12 protein-coding genes are annotated in these 17628 nt (G+C 69.8%); 3 read left to right on the top strand and 9 right to left on the bottom strand.

What is annotated here, in order from left to right; all coding sequences use genetic code 11:
• Window positions 1–14: 14 nt before the first annotated feature.
• Window positions 15–1325 carry an alanine racemase gene (alr, locus tag AC5RW2_RS14880; RefSeq protein ID WP_494074104.1) on the bottom strand — a complete coding sequence of 437 codons (1311 nt, stop codon included), beginning with the start codon at window positions 1323–1325 and terminating at the stop codon, window positions 15–17.
• A 226-nt stretch (window positions 1326–1551) separates the two neighbouring features.
• Here alr and AC5RW2_RS14875 point away from each other — a divergent pair, with 226 nt between their 5' ends.
• Together AC5RW2_RS14875 and AC5RW2_RS14870 are read left to right on the top strand one after the other, a co-directional pair.
• Window positions 1552–2889 (top strand): family 4 glycosyl hydrolase, encoded by a 1338-nt coding sequence (locus AC5RW2_RS14875; RefSeq protein WP_494074103.1) that lies wholly within the window; start codon window positions 1552–1554, stop codon window positions 2887–2889.
• 83 nt (window positions 2890–2972) lie between these two features.
• Complete coding sequence (locus tag AC5RW2_RS14870; protein WP_494049569.1) at window positions 2973–3299, top strand: MmcQ/YjbR family DNA-binding protein; 327 nt, start codon at window positions 2973–2975, stop codon at window positions 3297–3299.
• Here the strand turns inward: AC5RW2_RS14870 and AC5RW2_RS14865 are convergent.
• Window positions 3296–5896: an MMPL family transporter gene (locus AC5RW2_RS14865; protein WP_494074102.1), complete on the bottom strand. Its 2601-nt coding sequence runs from the start codon at window positions 5894–5896 to the stop codon at window positions 3296–3298. The two genes, AC5RW2_RS14870 and AC5RW2_RS14865, sit on opposite strands and share 4 nt — an antisense overlap.
• Before the next feature lie 4 nt (window positions 5897–5900).
• Window positions 5901–6533 carry a TetR family transcriptional regulator gene (locus tag AC5RW2_RS14860; protein ID WP_494025454.1) on the bottom strand — a complete coding sequence of 211 codons (633 nt, stop codon included), beginning with the start codon at window positions 6531–6533 and terminating at the stop codon, window positions 5901–5903.
• A 159-nt stretch (window positions 6534–6692) separates the two neighbouring features.
• Between AC5RW2_RS14860 and AC5RW2_RS14855 the strand changes: the two genes are divergently transcribed.
• Window positions 6693–7154 (top strand): DUF3817 domain-containing protein, encoded by a 462-nt coding sequence (locus AC5RW2_RS14855; protein WP_494000414.1) that lies wholly within the window; start codon window positions 6693–6695, stop codon window positions 7152–7154.
• Window positions 7155–7320: 166 nt separating this feature from the next.
• Here the strand turns inward: AC5RW2_RS14855 and AC5RW2_RS14850 are convergent, their stop codons facing one another.
• The 6 genes from AC5RW2_RS14850 to glgX all read right to left on the bottom strand — a co-directional run bounded on the left by AC5RW2_RS14850 (window position 7321) and on the right by glgX (window position 17356).
• On the bottom strand, window positions 7321–7770 hold the full coding sequence (locus tag AC5RW2_RS14850; protein WP_494025453.1) for a hypothetical protein: 450 nt from the start codon (window positions 7768–7770) through the stop codon (window positions 7321–7323).
• Between the two features lie 350 nt (window positions 7771–8120).
• A complete protein-coding gene (gene mgrA / locus AC5RW2_RS14845; protein ID WP_494012667.1) occupies window positions 8121–9161 on the bottom strand; it encodes an L-glyceraldehyde 3-phosphate reductase in 1041 nt (346 codons plus the stop codon).
• A gap of 23 nt (window positions 9162–9184) precedes the next feature.
• Window positions 9185–10897 (bottom strand): NAD(P)H-hydrate epimerase, encoded by a 1713-nt coding sequence (locus tag AC5RW2_RS14840; protein ID WP_494074101.1) that lies wholly within the window; start codon window positions 10895–10897, stop codon window positions 9185–9187.
• A 14-nt stretch (window positions 10898–10911) separates the two neighbouring features.
• On the bottom strand, window positions 10912–12795 hold the full coding sequence (gene treZ, locus AC5RW2_RS14835) for a malto-oligosyltrehalose trehalohydrolase (protein WP_494074100.1): 1884 nt from the start codon (window positions 12793–12795) through the stop codon (window positions 10912–10914).
• Window positions 12792–15101, bottom strand: coding sequence for a malto-oligosyltrehalose synthase (gene treY / locus AC5RW2_RS14830; protein ID WP_494074099.1), 2310 nt, complete (start codon window positions 15099–15101; stop codon window positions 12792–12794). Before treY ends, treZ begins: the two co-directional genes overlap by 4 nt.
• The gene (gene glgX / locus AC5RW2_RS14825; protein ID WP_494074098.1) at window positions 15098–17356 is read right to left on the bottom strand and encodes a glycogen debranching protein GlgX; all 2259 of its coding nucleotides are present in this window, start codon (window positions 17354–17356) and stop codon (window positions 15098–15100) included. Before glgX ends, treY begins: the two co-directional genes overlap by 4 nt.
• Between the last annotated feature and the right edge of the window lie 272 nt (window positions 17357–17628).

Genomic DNA, 17628 nt, shown 5'->3' with positions numbered 1-17628 from the left:
CGTAAGCACGGCCTTCATGCCAGCACGGCGCCGGGATCCCCGGCGCTGTCGGTGTCCCGGTCGTCGATCGCGGCCAGCGCTGCCCGGACCTGGGCCGCCGCCGCTGCCTGCTCGGCCGCGGACGCCGTGACTCCGGGCGCCGCGGCCGCTTCAGTGCCGGCCTCGCCGCCCTCCCGTTCGTCGGCGGTTCCGGTGTAGTAGCGCGGGACCCGCTGGCTGACGCGGGTGACGATCTCGTAGTTAATGGTGCCGGCGCCCGCCGCCCAGTCCTGGGCGTCCGGGACATCCCGGCCCGGCCCGAAAACGATCACTTCCTCGCCCACGAGGTCTTCGGCGTCGTTGGTCCTCAGGTCCACCACGAACTGGTCCATGGCCACCCGGCCCACCACGTCATAGCGGCGGCCGCGGATGGACACCTGGACGTTGGCGGCGCTGCGCGGGATGCCGTCCGCATAGCCCAGCGGCACCAGCACCAGCGTGGTCGGCCCGGAGGTCAGGTAACTGAGCCCGTAGGAGACGCCCTGGCCGCTGGGCACCCGTTTGCAGTTGGCCACCCGTGCGCGCAACGTCATGGCCGGCACCAGCCCGAGTTCCTCGGGGGTCTGCCCCTCGAAGGGCGAGAGCCCGTAAATGCCGAGCCCCACGCGGACCATGTCGAAGTGCGCGTCGGGGCGGCTGAGCGTGCCGGGCGTGTTGGCCAGGTGGCGGACCTCCAGGTCCAGCCCCGCGTTCTCGGCCACCGCTACGGCCTCGCGGAAGCGGTCCACCTGCTCGTCCGTCTCCGGCCGGTGCGGTTCGTCGGCGACCGCCAGGTGGGAGAAGACGCCGACCACCCGCAGCAGCCCCTGTTCCTGGTACTCCACGGCCCGGTTGACCAAGTCCTCCCAGAGCGCCGGCGGGCAGCCGTTGCGACCCAGCCCGGTATCTATCTTCAGGTGCACGCGTGCCGGCCGTTCGAGCCGCCGGGCCGACTTGACCACCGGCTCCAGTTCCCAACCGGACACGCCGACGTCGATCCCGGCCTCGATGCCCGCGGCGAAGTCCGTGTCCGGGGTGTGCAGCCAGGCCAGGATGGGCGCGTCGATGCCCGCCGCGCGCAGGGCCAGCCCCTCGGTGAAGTGCGCAACGCCCAGCCAGGACGCACCGGCTTCCAGTGCGGCCCGGGCCACCGGGACGGCGCCGTGGCCGTAGGCGTCCGCCTTGACCACCGCCATCACCCGGGCCGGAGCGGCGACCTCACGCAGATGCCGCACGTTGGCGCGGATGGCGGCCAGGTCAATGACGGCTTGGCGGTCATAGGGCAGCAGTGACGTTGTAGAGCTCACGGATCCATTCTCCCATCCGAAGCATGCTTCCGGCTGAAGGCCTGCGCCGCGGGGCGGAAGGCACCGCGTCGAACGTACCGCAGCGAAGGCACCGGCCGACGATCTTCGGCGCGGTTCAGTCGCCAGGGCCTGTGGTTGGCCCATGCTGGCACAATACAAGCAAGGGCCGGGTCCCGGGCCGCGGGCGGCCCGATCGTTATCCAATGTCAATGGTTCGGGGGGAGCAGTGGCAACACTTGCCATACTGGGCGGCGGCGGGTTCCGGGTGCCGCTGGTCTATCGCGCACTGGCCAACGGATCCGCGGCCGGCCTGGTGGACCGGCTGGTGCTCCACGACGTAGACGCCAGCCGGCAGCGGGCGATCGTCCGGGTGCTGGAGGATGCTCCCTTGCCCGGGGCCGGCCGGCCGCCGAAGATCGAGTCCGCCCGCGACCTGGATAGCGCCCTGGCCGGCGCCGACGTCGTTTTCTCGGCCATCCGTCCCGGCGGCACCCTGGGCAGGACGCTGGACGAACGCGTGGCAACCCGGCTGAACCTGCTGGGTCAGGAGACCACCGGCGCCGCCGGGATAGCCGCCGGCCTGCGCGCCGTCCCCGCCGCCCTGCACATCGCCAAGCGGATGAGTGAACTGTGCCCGGGCGCGTGGCTGATCAACTTCACCAATCCCGCCGGGCTGGTCACCGAAGCCGTGCTGCCGCTGCTCGGCCATCGGGTGGTCGGGATCTGCGACACACCCATCGGGCTGGTGCGCCGCGCGGCGAGGGCCGCCGGGGTCACGCTGCGCCGCGGCTCGTTGGCGGGCGTGGATTATGCGGGCCTCAACCACCTGGGGTGGCTGCGCGGGCTGGAGCACGAGGGCCGGGACCGGCTGCCCGGTTTGCTCGGCGAGCCGGGGCGGCTCCAGTCGTTCGAAGAGGGCCGGATCTTCGGCACGCGCGAACTGCAGGTGCTCGGCGCCATTCCGAATGCCTACCTGTTCTATTACTACTTCCGCCGGGAGGCCACCCTGGCCCTGGCCGGCGCCGCCCAGACCCGCGGCGAGTCCATCCACGACTTGCAGCAGGAGTTGTACGCCAGGCTGCAGGCTTCCGGAACCCCCTACGCGGACTGGGAGGACGCCCTGCGCCGCCGCGAGGAGGGCTATCTCTCCGAGGCCCGCGAGATCGGCGTCTCGCGCGACGAACAGGACCTGGCCGCCGGCGGCTACGAGCAGGTGGCCCTGGACGTGATGCGCGCCCTGCTGTCCGGCGAGCGCACGGAGCTGATCCTCAACGTGCGCAACGCCGGCACCATCCCTCAACTGCCGGACGACGCCGTCGTGGAGGTTCCGTCGGTGGTGGATGCGGACGGCGCCCGTCCCCTGCCGGTGAAGCCGCTGACCCTGCACCAGGCCGGACTGATGACGCAGCTCAAGGCCGTGGAGCAGGAGGTCATCCGCGGCGGGAAGGGCGACCGCGCGGCGGCCCTGCGGGCCTTTATGATCCACCCGCTGATTACCTCCGGCCACGTGGCCCACCGCCTGCTCGCGGCCTACGAACAGGCCCACGGATACCGCTGGAACTGACCGGGCCTGATCGCGGCCCCGGCCGGCCGGCCGGTAAGGCCTGCCGGCTGGTCCGCCGGCGCCGCACGTGGCAGGGTGAGGACATGCCCACCGAGGACGATGTGCGCCGCCTCTGTCTGGCCCTGCCCGGCGTCACCGAGCGGCCCAGCTGGGGCCAGCCCGCCTGGTTCGCCAAGTCGCTGATGGCGCGGATGTGGGAGCCGGGCGTGCTGACCGTCAAGTCCGACGAGCGCGACGCCCTGGCCGCGACGGCTCCGGACGTCTTCTTTTGGACCCCGCACCACGAGCGTTCCCGGCTGCTGGTGCTGATGCGCCTGGACAAAGTCGAACCCGGCCATCTCGAAGAATTGCTCGACGAATCGTTCCGGCTCGCCGGAGGCCGGCACCCCCGGGCCCGTCCGGGACGTTAGCGCGCCCCGGCGGGCTGCGCCTCGGCCTGCTCGGGCCGCCGGGCGTGCTGCGTGAGCTTGGCGCCTTCCACATCCACGTCAGGGAGCACCTTGTCCAGCCACGCCGGCATCCACCAGGCCGCCTTGCCGAACAGGTGCATCGCCGCCGGGATCAGCGTCATCCGCACCACGAACGCGTCCAGCAGCACGCCCAGGGCCAGCGCGAAGCCGATCGGCCGGACCATGGTCAGGTGGGAAAAGATGAACCCGGCGAACACGGAGACCATAATGATTGCCGCGGCCGTGACTACCTTGGCGCCGTGGTTGAAGCCGCTGACCACGGCGGCCCTGGCGTCCTCGCCGTGCGCATAGGATTCACGCATGCCGGAGACCAGGAACATCTGGTAGTCCATCGCCAGGCCGAACAGCACGCCGATCATGATCATCGGCAGGAAGCTCAGGATCGGCCCGGGGTCGTGGACGTCGAAGATGCCGCCCAGCCAGCCCCACTGGTAGATCGCCACCACGGCGCCGAAGCTGGCCCCGAGTGACAGCAGGAAACCGGCGGTGGCCAGCAGCGGCACCAGGACGGAGCGGAAGACCAGCAGCAGCAGGATCAGCGAGAGCCCGATCACGATGGCCAGATAGACCGGCATGGCGTCCGCCAGCTTGTCGGAGACGTCGATCTGCATCGCCGGCTGCCCGGTCACGGAGATCGCGACGCCGGTCTCCTGCTTGAGGGCGCCGGCCTGCGCCCGGAGGTTATGGACCAGCTCCTCGGTGCTTTCGGCCGCGGGGCCCTCTGCGGGAATGACCTGGAGCACGGCGGTGCGCCCGTCCCCGCTGGTGCCGGTCGGAACGGCTGCGGCGACGTGGTCCATCGCCCGCAGCTCCTGCGACAACCGCAGCAGCGCCTCGTCGGTCCCGGTCCCTTCCAGGCCCGCCGGGAGGTCGGCCACCACGATGAGCGGGCCGTTGATTCCCTCGCCGAAGCTCTCGCCCAGCTGGCGGTAGGACTGGTAGGCCGTCGAGTCCGCAGGCTCGGAGCTGCCGTCCGGCAGGCCCAGCCGCAACTCGGCGGCCGGCACCGCCATCAGGCCCAGCACCGCCACGCCCGCGGCCAGCGCGAGCCACGGGTGCTTCGTCACCGTCTTGCCCCAGCTGCGCTTGGGGTCGTTGTGGAAGTCCGCCACCCTCGTCGTGGTCTCTGCGTCGGCGGCGGCCGGGCCGGGCAGGCCGGCCTTGGCCCACGCGCGTCGGGAGAGAATGCGCCTGCCCATGATGGCCAGCATCGCCGGGGTCAGGGTCAAGGCGACGACGACGGCGACCGCCACCGTTGCGGCTCCGGCCAGTCCCAGCACCGTCAGGAACGGAATGCCCGGCACCGCCAGCGCGGCGAGGGCGATGATCACGGTGAGCCCGGCAAAGAGCACTGCGTTGCCGGAGGTGCCGGTGGCCCGGCCGATCGATTCGATCAGCGGCACGCCGGAGAGCAGCTGGGTGCGGTGGCGGTTGACGATGAACAGGGAGTAGTCGATGCCCACGGCCAGGCCCAGCATCAGCGCCAGCACCGGCGAAACCGAGCTCATCTCGATGACACCGCTGAGCGCCATGGTGCCGCCCACGCCGACCCCGACGCCGACGATCGCCATCAGCAGCGGCAGTCCGGCCGCGATGAGCGTGCCGAGCATGAGCACCAGGACGGCGGCGGCGACCGCGATGCCGATGATCTCGGCGGCTCCGAACAGGCTGGAGATGTCCTCGACGATGTCCTTGCTGTACTCCGCCCGCAGTCCCGGCCCCAGGCTGGCCTCGGTGACCTCCTGGACCTGTTCGCGGTCCTCCTTGGAAACCTCCATCATGCCCTGCTCGAACTGGACCTGGACGAAGGCGGCCGAGCCGTCCGCGGATACGAACCGCAGCCCCTCGGAGGACTGCTGCCGCAGTTTCCCCGCCTCCAGATCGGCGACGCCTGACTCGTACTCCGCCCGGCCGTCTGCCAGCTGGCGTTCGGCTTCCGCCAACCGGGCCCGTGCCGTTTCCAGCTGCGCCCGCTGCGGCTCCAGCCGGGCACGTGCCTGCTCGGCCATCGCCGCCTGGCCCGCTGCCTCCAGCTGCCCGATCTGCGCCTCGGCCGCCTTCAGCTGCTGCAAGCCCGGCTCCAACTGCGCCTTGCCTGCGTCCAGCTCGGCCTGGGCGTCCTCAAGCCGCTGTGCGGCGGCGTCGAGCTTCTCTTCGCCGGCGGCGATCGTCCGTGGCGCATTATCCAGGGCGGCCTGCAATTCCACCGGGTTCGTGGCGTTCTTGACCGCGTCCAGCTTCGTGAGGTCCGCGGCGATGGCCGCAATGGCGTCCTGGTGCCCCGCGGTGAACGCCCGGCCGTCCGCCGTCGTGAACACGATGGTGCCGAGGCCGCCCGAGGCGGCCGGCATTTTTTCCCGCAGGTCGTCCGCAACCGCCTGGGCGGGAGTGCCGGGAATCGTGAAGCTGTTGGATAGGGTGCCCATGAAGGCAGCGACGGATCCGCCGACGGCGACCATGACCACCAGCCACACGGAGACGAACCACCAGCGTTTGCGCGCGGCGAGCTTACCGAGTCTGTAGAGCAGTGAGGCCATGGGGTCAGTCCTTGGAGTGGGGGTTGAAGCCGCTGCGCAGCATGTCAAGGCTCTCGAGCAACTGCTGGCGGAAGGCCGACGGTTCGGGTGCCCCGCCGGCGGGGGTTTGGGTGGCGGCCATGCGCATGGCCGCCTGAGCGCAGGCGATCAGCGAACCGGCAAGCGCCGTGACCATGAGCTCGCCGGCGTTCTCCGGCAGCCGGGGGCGCAGTCCGTCTTCGAGCGACTGCCTGGCCTGGCTCCAGGCTTGCAGTTGCACGCGCTCCAACTGGGCGTCGTCGATACCCATCTGGTAGATCTCGCACAGCAGCGCAAGCCGGCCCTGACTGATCTCCCCGCCGAAAGTGGCCAGGACCGCGTCCATGATCGGTTCGTCGTCCGGGCGCTCATCGAGCCGCTTGAAGGACTCGGCCAAAAATTCTTCCACCGGCCGCGTGACCGCCGCCTCGACGGAGGGGAAGTAGTTGAAGAAGGTCCGGCGCGAAACGCCCGCCTCTGCTGCCACCTGGTCCACCGTAAAGCCGCCCGGCCCCTGTTCCCTGGTCAGCCGCAAGGCGGCCGCGGTAATGGCACCGCGCGTAGCCGCCTTGTTTCGTTCACGGAGCCCTTCAAGGGGAACCGGAGTTTGTGCGCTCATCGGGCCAGTGTAGGGCTAAGTTGCACACCATGCAAAGTTGCCTTGTGTGCAGAAACATTTCGGGTGTGGCCGGGTCCTCGGCTAAATTAGTGGGGGTGCCCTACCCCCGAGGACACCCACGGCACGATTGCCGAAGCCAACTAGTCTCCTAGGACGTGCATGTCTCCGCGTACCCTGTTCCGTACCGTCGCCTTCGCCGAGGCGGTGACGTGGACGTTGCTGTTACTGGCCCTGCTCCTGCGGGCGCTGGTGCCGGAAGCACGCCTGGCGGTCAGTATCGCGGGCGGCCTGCACGGCTTTGTCTTCCTCTGCTACGTCGTCAGCACCTGCTTCACCTGGGTGAACCAAAGGTGGTCGGCAGGCCGCGGCATCCTGGCCGTGGTCTCTGCCGCCATTCCGTATGCGACGATTCCCGTCGAGAAGTCGATGGACCGCCACGGCCTGCTCGGCGACGTTTGGCGGCTCGGCGCAGGCGGTGACGCCCCGCACGGTTTCCTCGAAAAGCTGCAGGCCGCCGTGCTCGCCCGCCCGCTGGCGGCCATCGCCGTCGTCATAGCAGCCGTTGCCGCCGTCTTCGGCTTGCTGCTCTACCTGGGTCCGCCGGATACCTGGTTCGCCTAGAACCGGGTCACAACCGGACCACATCGGTGAGGAGCCGCCGGCGCCGTTTTCGGGCCTGCGGCTCCTCACTGCCGTTTTAAGTGATGCTGTGGCTCAGGACGGTGAAGAGGTCCGGGAGAGCCCCGTCCCTCCCCACCGTTGGGATACCTACCTTAAGGGTGATCTCCTAGTGGTGACCGTGGCCGTGGCCGTGGTCGTCGTCGTCGCACCGGAACTTGACGCGGTCGCTCGACACCCATCCGTCGGCGCGGCTGTAGCTGACGGCCTTGTACGTCCTGTCGCAGCGCAGGTCGTCGCCACGGATGGTGAAGTCGCCGTCATGGGTCCGGACGTAGAAATGATCCACAACGCGGTCCCGCGAAACGTTGATGATCCACACGTGGACGCGCCTCGCTTCGTAGTCCTCGCCCCTTACCCGGTAATCGCCGTCATCATAAATGCGCAGCTTCAGGGTGGCGTCGTCGTCGTGGTGGTCGCCGTAATCGTGGTCGGAATGCGAAGCAGGTACCGCCACGCTGCTGGCACCGGCCGGTGCCGCTACGCCGATTGACGCGAGAAGTCCCAGGAGTACGCCGGTCATCATCAACCACACGCGCAGTCTTGCTGAAGTTTTCATTGCTGAGAGTGCTTCCGTGCTTTTCCGGGAGGCCGGGAACGCGGAAGGCGCGTCCGCCTGTCATCGATGAGCGGCCTGGCGGGCCCCCCGGCTTCCTATCGCCGCTGCCGCTCACTGGTGCCGGAAAAAAGACGGGACTGCCCCCGGCCCAACAGTGGTTACTTGAGGTTGCCATCCCTCGGGAGGATCCTGCCTCCGGTGCCCCGCGCCGTGCCCCTGCGGTGCGGTCGGCACCCCTACAGCGTAGTGGAAACAGGTATCGCCGGGTACCCCGTCACGCGGTTTTTCCCCTGATCAATGAAATCCTCGGCCAGTCGGATCGGATACCGCATTTGGAGGCCTTGGCGCCCCTAGCCCTGCGGCTTCCAGATGTTGATGTCGGAGTCCACCGCGAACCGGTTGATCGCGTCTGCTTCCTCAGCCGTGAAGTCCAGTTTGGCCACGGCGGCGAGACTGTCCTCCAGTTGCTGCACGCTCGAGGCCCCGATCAAGGCCGAGGTGACCGGGGCGCCCTTGGCTTGCCGGCGGAGCACCCAGGCGATGGCCAACTGCGCCAGCGACTGGCCTCGGTCCGCCGCCAACTGGTTCAGCCCGCGGACGCGGTCCAGATTCTCGTCGGAGAGCATCTGCGGGAACAGCGACTTGTCCTGCGCGGCGCGGGAGTCACCGGGGATGCCGTTCAGGTAGCGGTCGGTGAGCATGCCTTGGGCCAGCGGCGAGAACGCGATGCAACCCATGCCTTCGTCTTCCAGGACTTCCAGCAGGTTCGGGCTGCCGCCTTCCACCCAGCGGTTGAGCATCGAGTACGAGGGCTGGTGGATCAGCAGCGGGGTCCCCAGCGCGCGCATAATCCGTGCGGCTTCCCGGGTCTGCTCGGGGGTGTAGGACGAGATGCCCGCGTACATGGCCTTGCCGGACCGGACGGCCTGGTCCAGCGCGCCCATCGTCTCCTCCAGCGGCGTGTTCGGGTCGGGCCGGTGGCTGTAGAAGATGTCCACGTAGTCCAGGCCCATCCGCTTCAGCGAGGCGTCCAGGCTGGAGAGCAGGTATTTGCGCGAACCCCACTCGCCGTACGGGCCGGGCCACATCAGGTAGCCGGCCTTGGTGGAGATCACCAGTTCGTCCCGGTAGGGCAGGAAATCCTGGCGCATGTGCCGGCCGAAATTGGTTTCGGCGCTGCCCTCCGGCGGGCCGTAGTTGTTGGCCACATCGAAGTGCGTCACCCCCAGGTCGAAGGCGCGGCGCAGGATCGCGCCCTGCACTTCGAACGGCTTGTCGTCGCCGAAGTTGTGCCAGAGGCCCAGCGAGACGGCGGGCAGCTTCAGCCCGCTGCGGCCCACCCGGCGGTAGGGAATGTTCTGGTACCGGTTCTCTGCAGCCTCATACGCCATCCCCTCATCATGCCATCGTGCGGCTACCGGTCCCTACCGGCAATGATCCTGCCCACAACCGCGGGGAGGGCTGCGCTGATAGCCGAGGCGGCCAGGGGCGCGCCCGGTGACGACGACGGCGTTGCGCGCCGCCCGCTGCGGCTCTCCGTCCCCCGAGGCTGCGGCCGGGCCTCGGCCTCCCGCCCTGCGCCGTCCCGCATGGATGCCTCCGTGGAAGCCTCCGTCGCGGCGAGCCCGTGCAGGCAGGCGGCCATGGCAGCCACCACCGCCCCGTGCTCGGCCGCGGCGAAACCGGCCGCCTCCAAGTCTTCGGTCCGGACGGTCGCCGCGAGCGCGCCGAGGATCCCGGCCAGGGTGTCGCCCGAACCGGCCGTGGCCAGCCATACCGGCCCGTCGTCCTGGCTGAACAGGGCGCCGTCCGGGGCGGCGATCACCGTTACGGAGCCCTTGAGCAGGACGGTGGCCCCGGTGAGCCCGGCGGCCAGCGCGGCGAACTCCGCGGGGGCCGCCTCGATGTGCTCCCGGTCGGTCTCCACCCCTTGGGCTGAGAGGATGCGCACCAGTTCGCCGGCGTGCGGCGTCAGCACCACCCGGGGTCCCGGCTCCGCGGGCAACACGTCGAAGGCACCGGCGTCGGCAATCACCGGCAGCCCGGACGCCAGGGCGTCCCTGGTGCGGCGGTGCTGCTCCGCGTCACCGTCGGTTCCCGGCCCAACCAGCCACGCCTGGACGCGGGAGGCGGCGACGGACTCCTGCGAGCAGACCGCTTCGGGGGTCAGCACGTTGATCTGGCGGCACACCTCGGCCGGGCCGAGGTAGCGGATCATGCCCACGCCGGTGGCGGCGGCCGCCTGGGTCGCGAGGAGGGCAGCCCCGGGATAGGACGCAGAGCCGGCGGCGACGCCGAGCACCCCGCGGGTGTACTTGTGGTCGGTTCGGCGGGGCACGGGCCACAAGCGGGCCAGATCCTGTACCTGGAGCCGCCGCAGCCGCGGCGCCGGAAGGAGGTTCGCGATGCCGATGTCCACCGTTTCCACACGGCCGGCGAGCGCCGCCGCGGGATCCAGCATCAGGCCGGTCTTGGCTCCGCCGAAGGTGACCGTGAGGTCCGCCGGCAGCACGGGGTGGTTCACCTCGCCGGTTTCGGCGTCGACGCCGCTGGGCAGGTCGCACGCCACGACCGGCGGGCGGCGGCGGCCCGGCTCCGGTTCGAGGACCGCTTGAACCAGCTCCCGGGCCGGTCCCCGCAGTGCCCCGGACGCGCCGGTGCCCAACATCCCGTCGACCAACACGTCGGCGGCACAACAGGTCGCGGCCGCCTCGCCGATGACCCGTGCAGCCTCCCGAAGCTGCGGAGCCTCACCAGCCTTCGGGGCCTGGCGGGCCGGGCCCTCGCCGGCTCCTTCCGCCGCCAGCCGCAGCACCGATCCTCCTGCCCTCTCGAACGCGGCCAGCGCCGCCGCGTGCACCCGCTCCGAGGTGAGCACCGCCGTCGCCATGGCGCCGCGGCGGGCCACCGAAGCAGCGGCGAAGAGGGCGTCGCCGCCGTTGTTGCCGCTGCCGGCCAGCACCACCACCCGGGCGCCATAGACCCGGCCCCGGACGCGCTTCAGCTCCCGGATGACGGCGGCCGCAAGCCCGGCCGCGGCGCGGGCCATCAGCAGCGGCCCCTGCCCGGCGTCCAGCAGCGGCCGTTCGGCGGCGCGGATGTCCTCCGGGGACCAGGCGCGGATCATGCAATCCCCTCGGTTCAGCGGGTGGGGCCGCTGCGGACAATGGCGGCCGAGTGTGCGGGCAGCATCAGCCGGCCGGCTGCTGCGGCCTCCGTGGACCCGGTCCCGCCGGCGGTGCCGGCGGTGCCGCCGGTGCCGGCGATGTCCCCGGCTGCGAGCGCGGCGCCGTCCCCGGACGCGGACCCTGTTGCGCCGCCGTTGCCCCCGGCGGTGAGCGTGGCGCCGTCGTCGGTGGCCAGGACCAGTGTGCCCGGCCCGACAGGCAGCCGCCTCGGCTCGGTGGAGAAGTTGCAGCAGACCGCGAAGGAGCCGCGCCGCAGGATCAGCCAGCCCTCCTCCGCATGGGACTCCACCGACGCGGACGCAAAGTCCGGTTCCGTCAGCTCCGGATGCTGCTTCCGGAGGGCGATCAGCCGGGTGTAGAGCTCGAGGAGCCGGGCATGGTCGCCCGTGCCGGGCTCGGCCCAGTCCAGTTTCGAGTTGTGGAACGTCGCCGGGTCCTGCGGATCGGGCACTACCGCGGGATCCCAGCCCATCCGCTCGAACTCCTTGAGCCTGCCGGCGGAGGTCGCCTCGCCGAGCTCCGGTTCGGGATGGGAGGTGAAGAATTGCCAGGGGGTGGACGCCGCAAACTCCTCGCCCATGAACACCATTGGCGTAAACGGAGACATCAGGTTCAGCACGGCGGCCAGCGCCAGCTGCCCATAGCCGAGGGTGCCGGTGAGCCGGTCTCCGGCGGCACGGTTGCCGATCTGGTCGTGGTTTTGGGTGCAGACCACCAGTTGCCGGGCGGTCACCCGGTCCTTGTTGATCGGCCGGCCGTGGTGGCGTTCCCGGAACGAGGAATAGCCGCCGTCGTGGAAGAAGCCGTCCCGCAGCACCTTTTCCAGCGCCCCCAGTCCGGCAAAGTCGGCGTAGTAGCCGCTGGTTTCGCCGGTGAGGTTCACGTGCACGGCGTGGTGGAAGTCATCGCTCCACTGGCCGGCCAGGCCATAACCGTTCACCTGCCGGGACTCGATCAGCCGCGGATTGTTGAGGTCCGACTCGGCGATCAGGAACAACGGTTTATCCAGCTCGGCGGCACACTCGTCCGTCGCCGCCGCGATCTCCTCGAGGATGTGCACGGCGCGCTCGTCCCGCAGCGCGTGCACCGCATCCAGTCGCAGGCCGTCCACGTGGTAGTCGCGGAACCACATCAGCACGTTGTCGATGATAAAGCGGCGGACCTCGTCCGATCCGGGTCCGTCCAGGTTCACGGACTCGCCCCAGGTGTTGGCGCTGCCGCTGCTCAGGTACGGCCCGAACCGCGGCAGGTAGTTTCCGCTGGGGCCAAGGTGGTTGTAGACCACGTCCTGAATGACGCCGATTCCCTTGGCGTGCGCGGCGTCCACGAACCGCTGGTAGGCGGCCGGCCCGCCGTAGCTCTCCTGCACCGCGTACCAGAGCACTCCGTCGTAGCCCCAGTTGTGGGTGCCGTTGAACGCGTTGACCGGCAGCAGTTCCACGTAATCCACCCCGAGCCCGGTCAGGTAGTCGAGCTTGGCCGCGGCGGAATCCAGCGTCCCCTCGGAGGTGAACGTGCCGATGTGCAGTTCGTAGATCACCCCGCCCAGCCCCGGCGAAACCCAGTCCTGGTCCTGCCAGGCGTGGGCCCCGGCGTCGAAGGTCCGGGACATCCCGTGCACCCCGTCCGGCTGGCGGCGCGAGCGTGGATCCGGCAGCACCGCGTCCCCGCCGTCCAGCAGATAGCCGTAGTCGCTCTCCCCCTCGGGCGCGGCGGCGGGGTCTGCCAGACGCCACCAGCCGGCGTCGTCCGGGCCCTGCATCGGCAGCCGTGCGGCGCCGGCCTGCAGTTCCACCCTTCCGGCACGCGGAGCCCACACCGCGAAGTCCCGGCTCATGACGTCTCCTCCTGTTCGCGCACCAGCAGCGCCACCGGCAATTCCGTCAGCACGCCGGCCAACGGCAGGACACCGTTGCCGGCATGGCTCCGCCCGCTCAGCACATCGCGGTATCGCCCGGCGGGCACGACGACGGCGGTGTCCCGCCACCCGCCGTCGCGCTGCAGCCGCACCGGGAGCCTGGTGGCCAGCGTGATGGCGCCGCCGCGGTCGAAGCCGAACGCGTGGCCGGCCGCGGCGCCCCGGACCGGGACAACCTCGTAGCCGGTGAACAGCTCGGGCCGGTCGCGGCGCAGCCGAAGCGCCCGGGCGACCACCAGCAGCTTGGCTGCCGCGCCGTCGTCCACCGGCGGCGTCCCGTCCCGGTCCAGGTTGTCCAGCGCCCGGCGGCGGGCGGTGAAGTCCACCGGCCGGCGGTTGTCCGGGTCAACCAGCGAATGGTCCCAGAATTCGGTGCCCTGGTAGACGTCGGGCACTCCGGGCATCGTCAGCTGGATGAGCTTGGCCGAGAGGGAGTTGCTCCAGCCGAAGGGCTTGATCCTCTCCGCCAGGTTGACCAGCAGCCGGTTCACCTCCGGGTTGTCGAAGGCCGCGTCCACGGCGGCGTGGAGTTGTTTTTCGAAGTCATGGTCGGGGTCGATCCACGAGGTGCTGTTGCCCGCTTCCCGGGCGGCCTTCTCCGCGTAGGCGTGGGCCCGTGCCCGGCTGAACGGCCACGCCCCCAGCGCCGCCTGCCAGAGCAGGTCCGCGAACGGCAGGTCCCCGAAGGGTGCCAGCCGGTCCAGCTCGGCCAGCCAATCCGGCCACTGGTCCGCCAGTTCCGCGAGCACCGAGATGCGGGCCCGGGTGTCCTCGCTGCGCTTCGTGTCGTGGGTGGACAGCGCGGTCATGGCGAGCGGCTGTTCCTGCTGCCGGCGGATCAACCGGGTGTGGAGCTCGAACGGCTCCACCGCGAAGATCGACGGGTCCGCCCCCACCTCGTTCAGGGAGGTCAGGCGGGTGTAGCGGTAGAACGCGGTGTCTTCCACTCCCTTGGCCATCACCATGCCGGAGGTCTGCTGGAACCGCACCGCGAGTTCGGTGAGCACTCCCTGCGGATTCAGCAGCGGCAGCAGGGTGGTGACGGCGTCGGCCAGGTCGGGACGGCGGACCTGGGCGGCGATTCCGGCTTCCTCGAGGTACTGCGCGCCGACCGGGAGGTAGCTCCGGTACACCGGGAAGCAGCTGAGCAGTTCCGCGATTGCATCGGCCGCCGTCTCGAAATCCAGGCCGGTGCCGGCGGGAACCAGCCGGGCCAGGCGCAGCACCTCGGAGCGCAGGATACCGTCGGCAATGCCCCGCTTGGTGTCGTGGATCATGTGCTGGTAGGGCTGGACGGGGGCGGCGTCGGTGAGGCGTTCCCGCCCGTCGGGATCGACCAGCAGCCGGTCCACGTCCGCCAGCGCGTCGTACCCGGTGGTGCCCGCGCAGGCCCAGTCTGCCGGCAGCTCCTCCCCCGGTTCCAGGATCTTCTCGACCAGGACGTAGGCGCCGCCGGTCAGCTCGTGCAACCGCTGCAGATAGCCCTTGGGGTCGGCCAGCCCGTCGGGGTGGTCCACGCGCAGCCCGTCGACCAGGCCCTCATCGAACCAGCGCTTGATCTCGGCGTGGGATTCGTCGAAGACCCACGGCACTTCCACCCGGACCCCGGCCAGGGAGTTGACGCCGAAGAACCGGCGGTAATTGAGTTCGGCATCGGCCCGCCGCCAGTTCACCAGCTGGTAGTGCTGGCGCTCATGGACTTCGCGGGCGGTAGCGCCGTCGTCGCCGGTCCCCTCGGCGAGGGGGAAGCGGTGGTCGTAGTAGCGCAGCTCGCCGTCGGCCAGCTCCAACGCCTCGAGTTCCGCGTCGCCGTCGCCCAGCACGGGCAGCCGGAGCTTGCCGCCGCCGGCATCCCAGTCGATGTCGAACGCTTCCGCATAGCGGGAGCCGCGGCCCTCCGACAGCAGCGACCACCACCAGCGGTTGTTGGCCGGGGTAGCCACGCCCATGTGGTTCGGCACGATATCCACCAGGACGCCCATCCCGTTCTTCCGGGCGGCGGCGGAGAGCGTCCGCAGCCCGTCGATCCCGCCCCGGGCCGGATCCACCGCGCTGAAGTCGACAACGTCGTAGCCGTGGTCGGACCCCGGCTCCGCGGTCAGCAGGGGCGACAGGTACACCCAGTCGACGCCGAGCCGGTGCAGGTAGGGCAGCAGCTCGGCGGCGTCATAAAGCGTGAACGATTCCCTGATCTGCAGGCGGTAGGTCGAAGCCGGGGCCCTCATCCTTTCGCCTGCCCCGTCTCGCTCCCGGCGCCCTGCTGCCCGGGTTCCCCGTCCGGCTCGGCCCCGGCCGGCTCGGCCCCGGCCGTCCGCTCCGCCTCGGCCATCGCGGCAACGGAGGCGGCGACCGAGTGGTCGGGCTCTTCTTCCGGCGCCGTGTGGGCCTTGAGGACCACCGTGGACTTGGCGGCGACCGGCACCTTCGTTCCGGCCGTCAGCGGGCCGGGCAGTTGGTCGCCGCCGGCCGTGTCGATGATGATGTCCCAGGCCGCCGAGTACTCCCGCGGCGGCAGCACGAACGGCACGTCGTCGTCGGCGGCGTTGAAGTACACCAGGAAGTGCTCGTCCGTGATCCGCTGCCCGCGGTCGTCGCGCCCGCGGATGCCCTGGCCGTTGAGGAAGACGCCGATGCAGCGCCCGAGGGCCTCGTCCCAGTCCTCGGGCTCCATCGGAGTTCCCTCCGTGGTCAGCCAGACGACGTCGCTCAACGGCTCGCCCTGGCCCCGGCGGACCGGCTTTCCGTCGAAGAACGTCCGCCGCCGGAAGGTCGGGTGTTCGGCCCTTAACCGGTTCACGGTGGCCACGAACTCGAGCAGCGGCTGGTCCACGTTGTTCCAGTCCACCCAGGACAATTCCGAGTCATGGCAGTACACGTTGTTGTTGCCCTGCTGCGTGCGTCCCAACTCATCCCCGTGCGCGATCATCGGCACGCCCTGGCTCAGCAGCAGAGTGGCCAGGAAGTTCCGCTGCTGGCGGGCGCGCAGGGTGAGGACCGCCGGGTCGTCGGAGGGCCCCTCTACCCCGCAGTTCCACGAACGGTTGTGCGATTCGCCGTCGTTATTGTCTTCGCCGTTGGCCTCATTGTGTTTCTCGTTGTAGGACACCAGGTCCCGCAGCGTGAATCCGTCGTGGGCGGTGACGAAATTGATGGAGGCAACCGGGCGCCGCCCCGTGGCCTCGTACAGGTCCGAAGAGCCGGTGATGCGGGAGGCGAATTCGCCCAGCGTGGAGGGCTCGCCCCGCCAGAAATCGCGGACCGTGTCCCGGTACAGGCCGTTCCACTCGGTCCACAGCGGCGGGAAGTTGCCCACCTGGTAGCCGCCCGGGCCGATGTCCCACGGTTCGGCGATGAGTTTGGTTTGGGACACGATCGGATCCTGCTGCACCATTTCGAAGAAGGTCGACAGCCGGTCCACGTCGTAGAACTCGCGGGCCAGGGTGGAGGCCAGGTCGAAGCGGAAGCCGTCCACGTGCATTTCCGATGCCCAATAGCGCAGCGAGTCCATCAGCAGCTGCAGCGAATGGGGGTGGCGCACGTTCAGGGAATTTCCCGTGCCGGTGTAGTCCATGTAGTACTGCTGCTGGTCCTCGACCAGCCGGTAGTAGGCCGCGTTGTCGAGTCCGCGGAAGGACAGCGTCGGACCCAGGTGGTTGCCCTCGGCCGTGTGGTTGTACACGACGTCGAGGATCACCTCGATGCCGGCCAGATGCAGTTCCCGGACCATTGCCTTGAACTCCTGCACCTGCTGCCCGGTGTCGCCGGAGGAACAATACGTGTTCTGCGGCGCGAAAAAGCCGATGGTGTTGTAGCCCCAGTAGTTGGACAGCCCCTTCTCCTGGAGCGTGCTGTCGTTGACGAACTGGTGGACCGGCATCAGCTCGATCGCGGTGACGCCCAGCTTCTGCAAGTGCCCGATGACCGCCGGATGCGCGATGCCGGCGTAGGTACCGCGCTGTTCTTCCGGGATTTCCGGATGCAGCTGGGTCAGGCCCTTCACGTGGGCCTCGTAGATCACCGAGCGGTGATAGGGGGTGCGCGGCTTGCGGTCGCCGTCCCAATCAAAGAACGGATTCACGACGACGCCGAGCATCATGTGCCCGGCAGAGTCCTCGTCGTTGCGGGAGTCCTCGTCCCCGAAGTTGTAGCCGAACAGTGGCTGGGCCCAGTCGATCTGGCCGCTGACGGCCTTCGCGTAGGGGTCCAGCAGCAGCTTGTTCACGTTGCAGCGCTGCCCCTGGCCCGGGTCGTACGGCCCGTCCACCCGGAAGCCGTACTTCTGTCCCGGCTGGACTTGCGGAAGGTAGCAGTGCCAGACGTAGCCGTCGACGTCCTTGAGCTCGATCCGCGTCTCGGCCCCGTCGTCGTCGAACAGGCACAGGAAAACGGCCTCCGCTGCCTCGCTGAACACGGCGAAATTGGTGCCGTTGCCGTCATACGTGGCCCCCAGCGGATAGGCGTCTCCCGGCCAAACTTCCATGTGCAAACTCCTGATGATCGGTTGTGGTCCCTGTTCCCTTCATACCCCATGGTCCTGACAATGGATATCCCCGGTTGTCCGCCCGACATGCCACCCGAGGCGGCGCGGCAGGCGGTTCCGGCCCGCTGCCCCGGCGCTCGTTGCGTTAAACACACGGGCGGCGGCACCCCCCGGCGGCCGGCCCGGCCCCGGCCACCCCGCCGGGCCTTATCACGGTCTCTGCCGCTGTTGGCATCACGGTTTCCGCCACTGTCGGCGGCACGAATGCAGGC

This window comes from Arthrobacter sp. B0316-1-20, from assembly GCF_059091865.1.
The sequence above is the reverse complement of the archived record's forward strand: the minus strand, read 5'-3'. Positions and strand labels throughout refer to the sequence as shown.

Bases quoted from the DNA above. Each gene is read 5' to 3' on its own strand.
- AC5RW2_RS14870 (WP_494049569.1), top strand. From the start codon at position 2,973: ATGCCCACCGAGGACGATGTGCGCCGCCTCTGTCTGGCCCTGCCCGGC.
- AC5RW2_RS14865 (WP_494074102.1), bottom strand. From the start codon at position 5,896: ATGGCCTCACTGCTCTACAGACTCGGTAAGCTCGCCGCGCGCAAACGC.
- mgrA (WP_494012667.1), bottom strand. From the start codon at position 9,161: ATGGCGTATGAGGCTGCAGAGAACCGGTACCAGAACATTCCCTACCGC.
- AC5RW2_RS14840 (WP_494074101.1), bottom strand. From the start codon at position 10,897: ATGATCCGCGCCTGGTCCCCGGAGGACATCCGCGCCGCCGAACGGCCG.
- treY (WP_494074099.1), bottom strand. From the start codon at position 15,101: ATGAGGGCCCCGGCTTCGACCTACCGCCTGCAGATCAGGGAATCGTTC.
- glgX (WP_494074098.1), bottom strand. From the start codon at position 17,356: ATGGAAGTTTGGCCGGGAGACGCCTATCCGCTGGGGGCCACGTATGAC.
- AC5RW2_RS14855 (WP_494000414.1), top strand. From the start codon at position 6,693: ATGTCTCCGCGTACCCTGTTCCGTACCGTCGCCTTCGCCGAGGCGGTG.
- AC5RW2_RS14850 (WP_494025453.1), bottom strand. From the start codon at position 7,770: ATGAAAACTTCAGCAAGACTGCGCGTGTGGTTGATGATGACCGGCGTA.
- treZ (WP_494074100.1), bottom strand. From the start codon at position 12,795: ATGAGCCGGGACTTCGCGGTGTGGGCTCCGCGTGCCGGAAGGGTGGAA.
- AC5RW2_RS14860 (WP_494025454.1), bottom strand. From the start codon at position 6,533: ATGAGCGCACAAACTCCGGTTCCCCTTGAAGGGCTCCGTGAACGAAAC.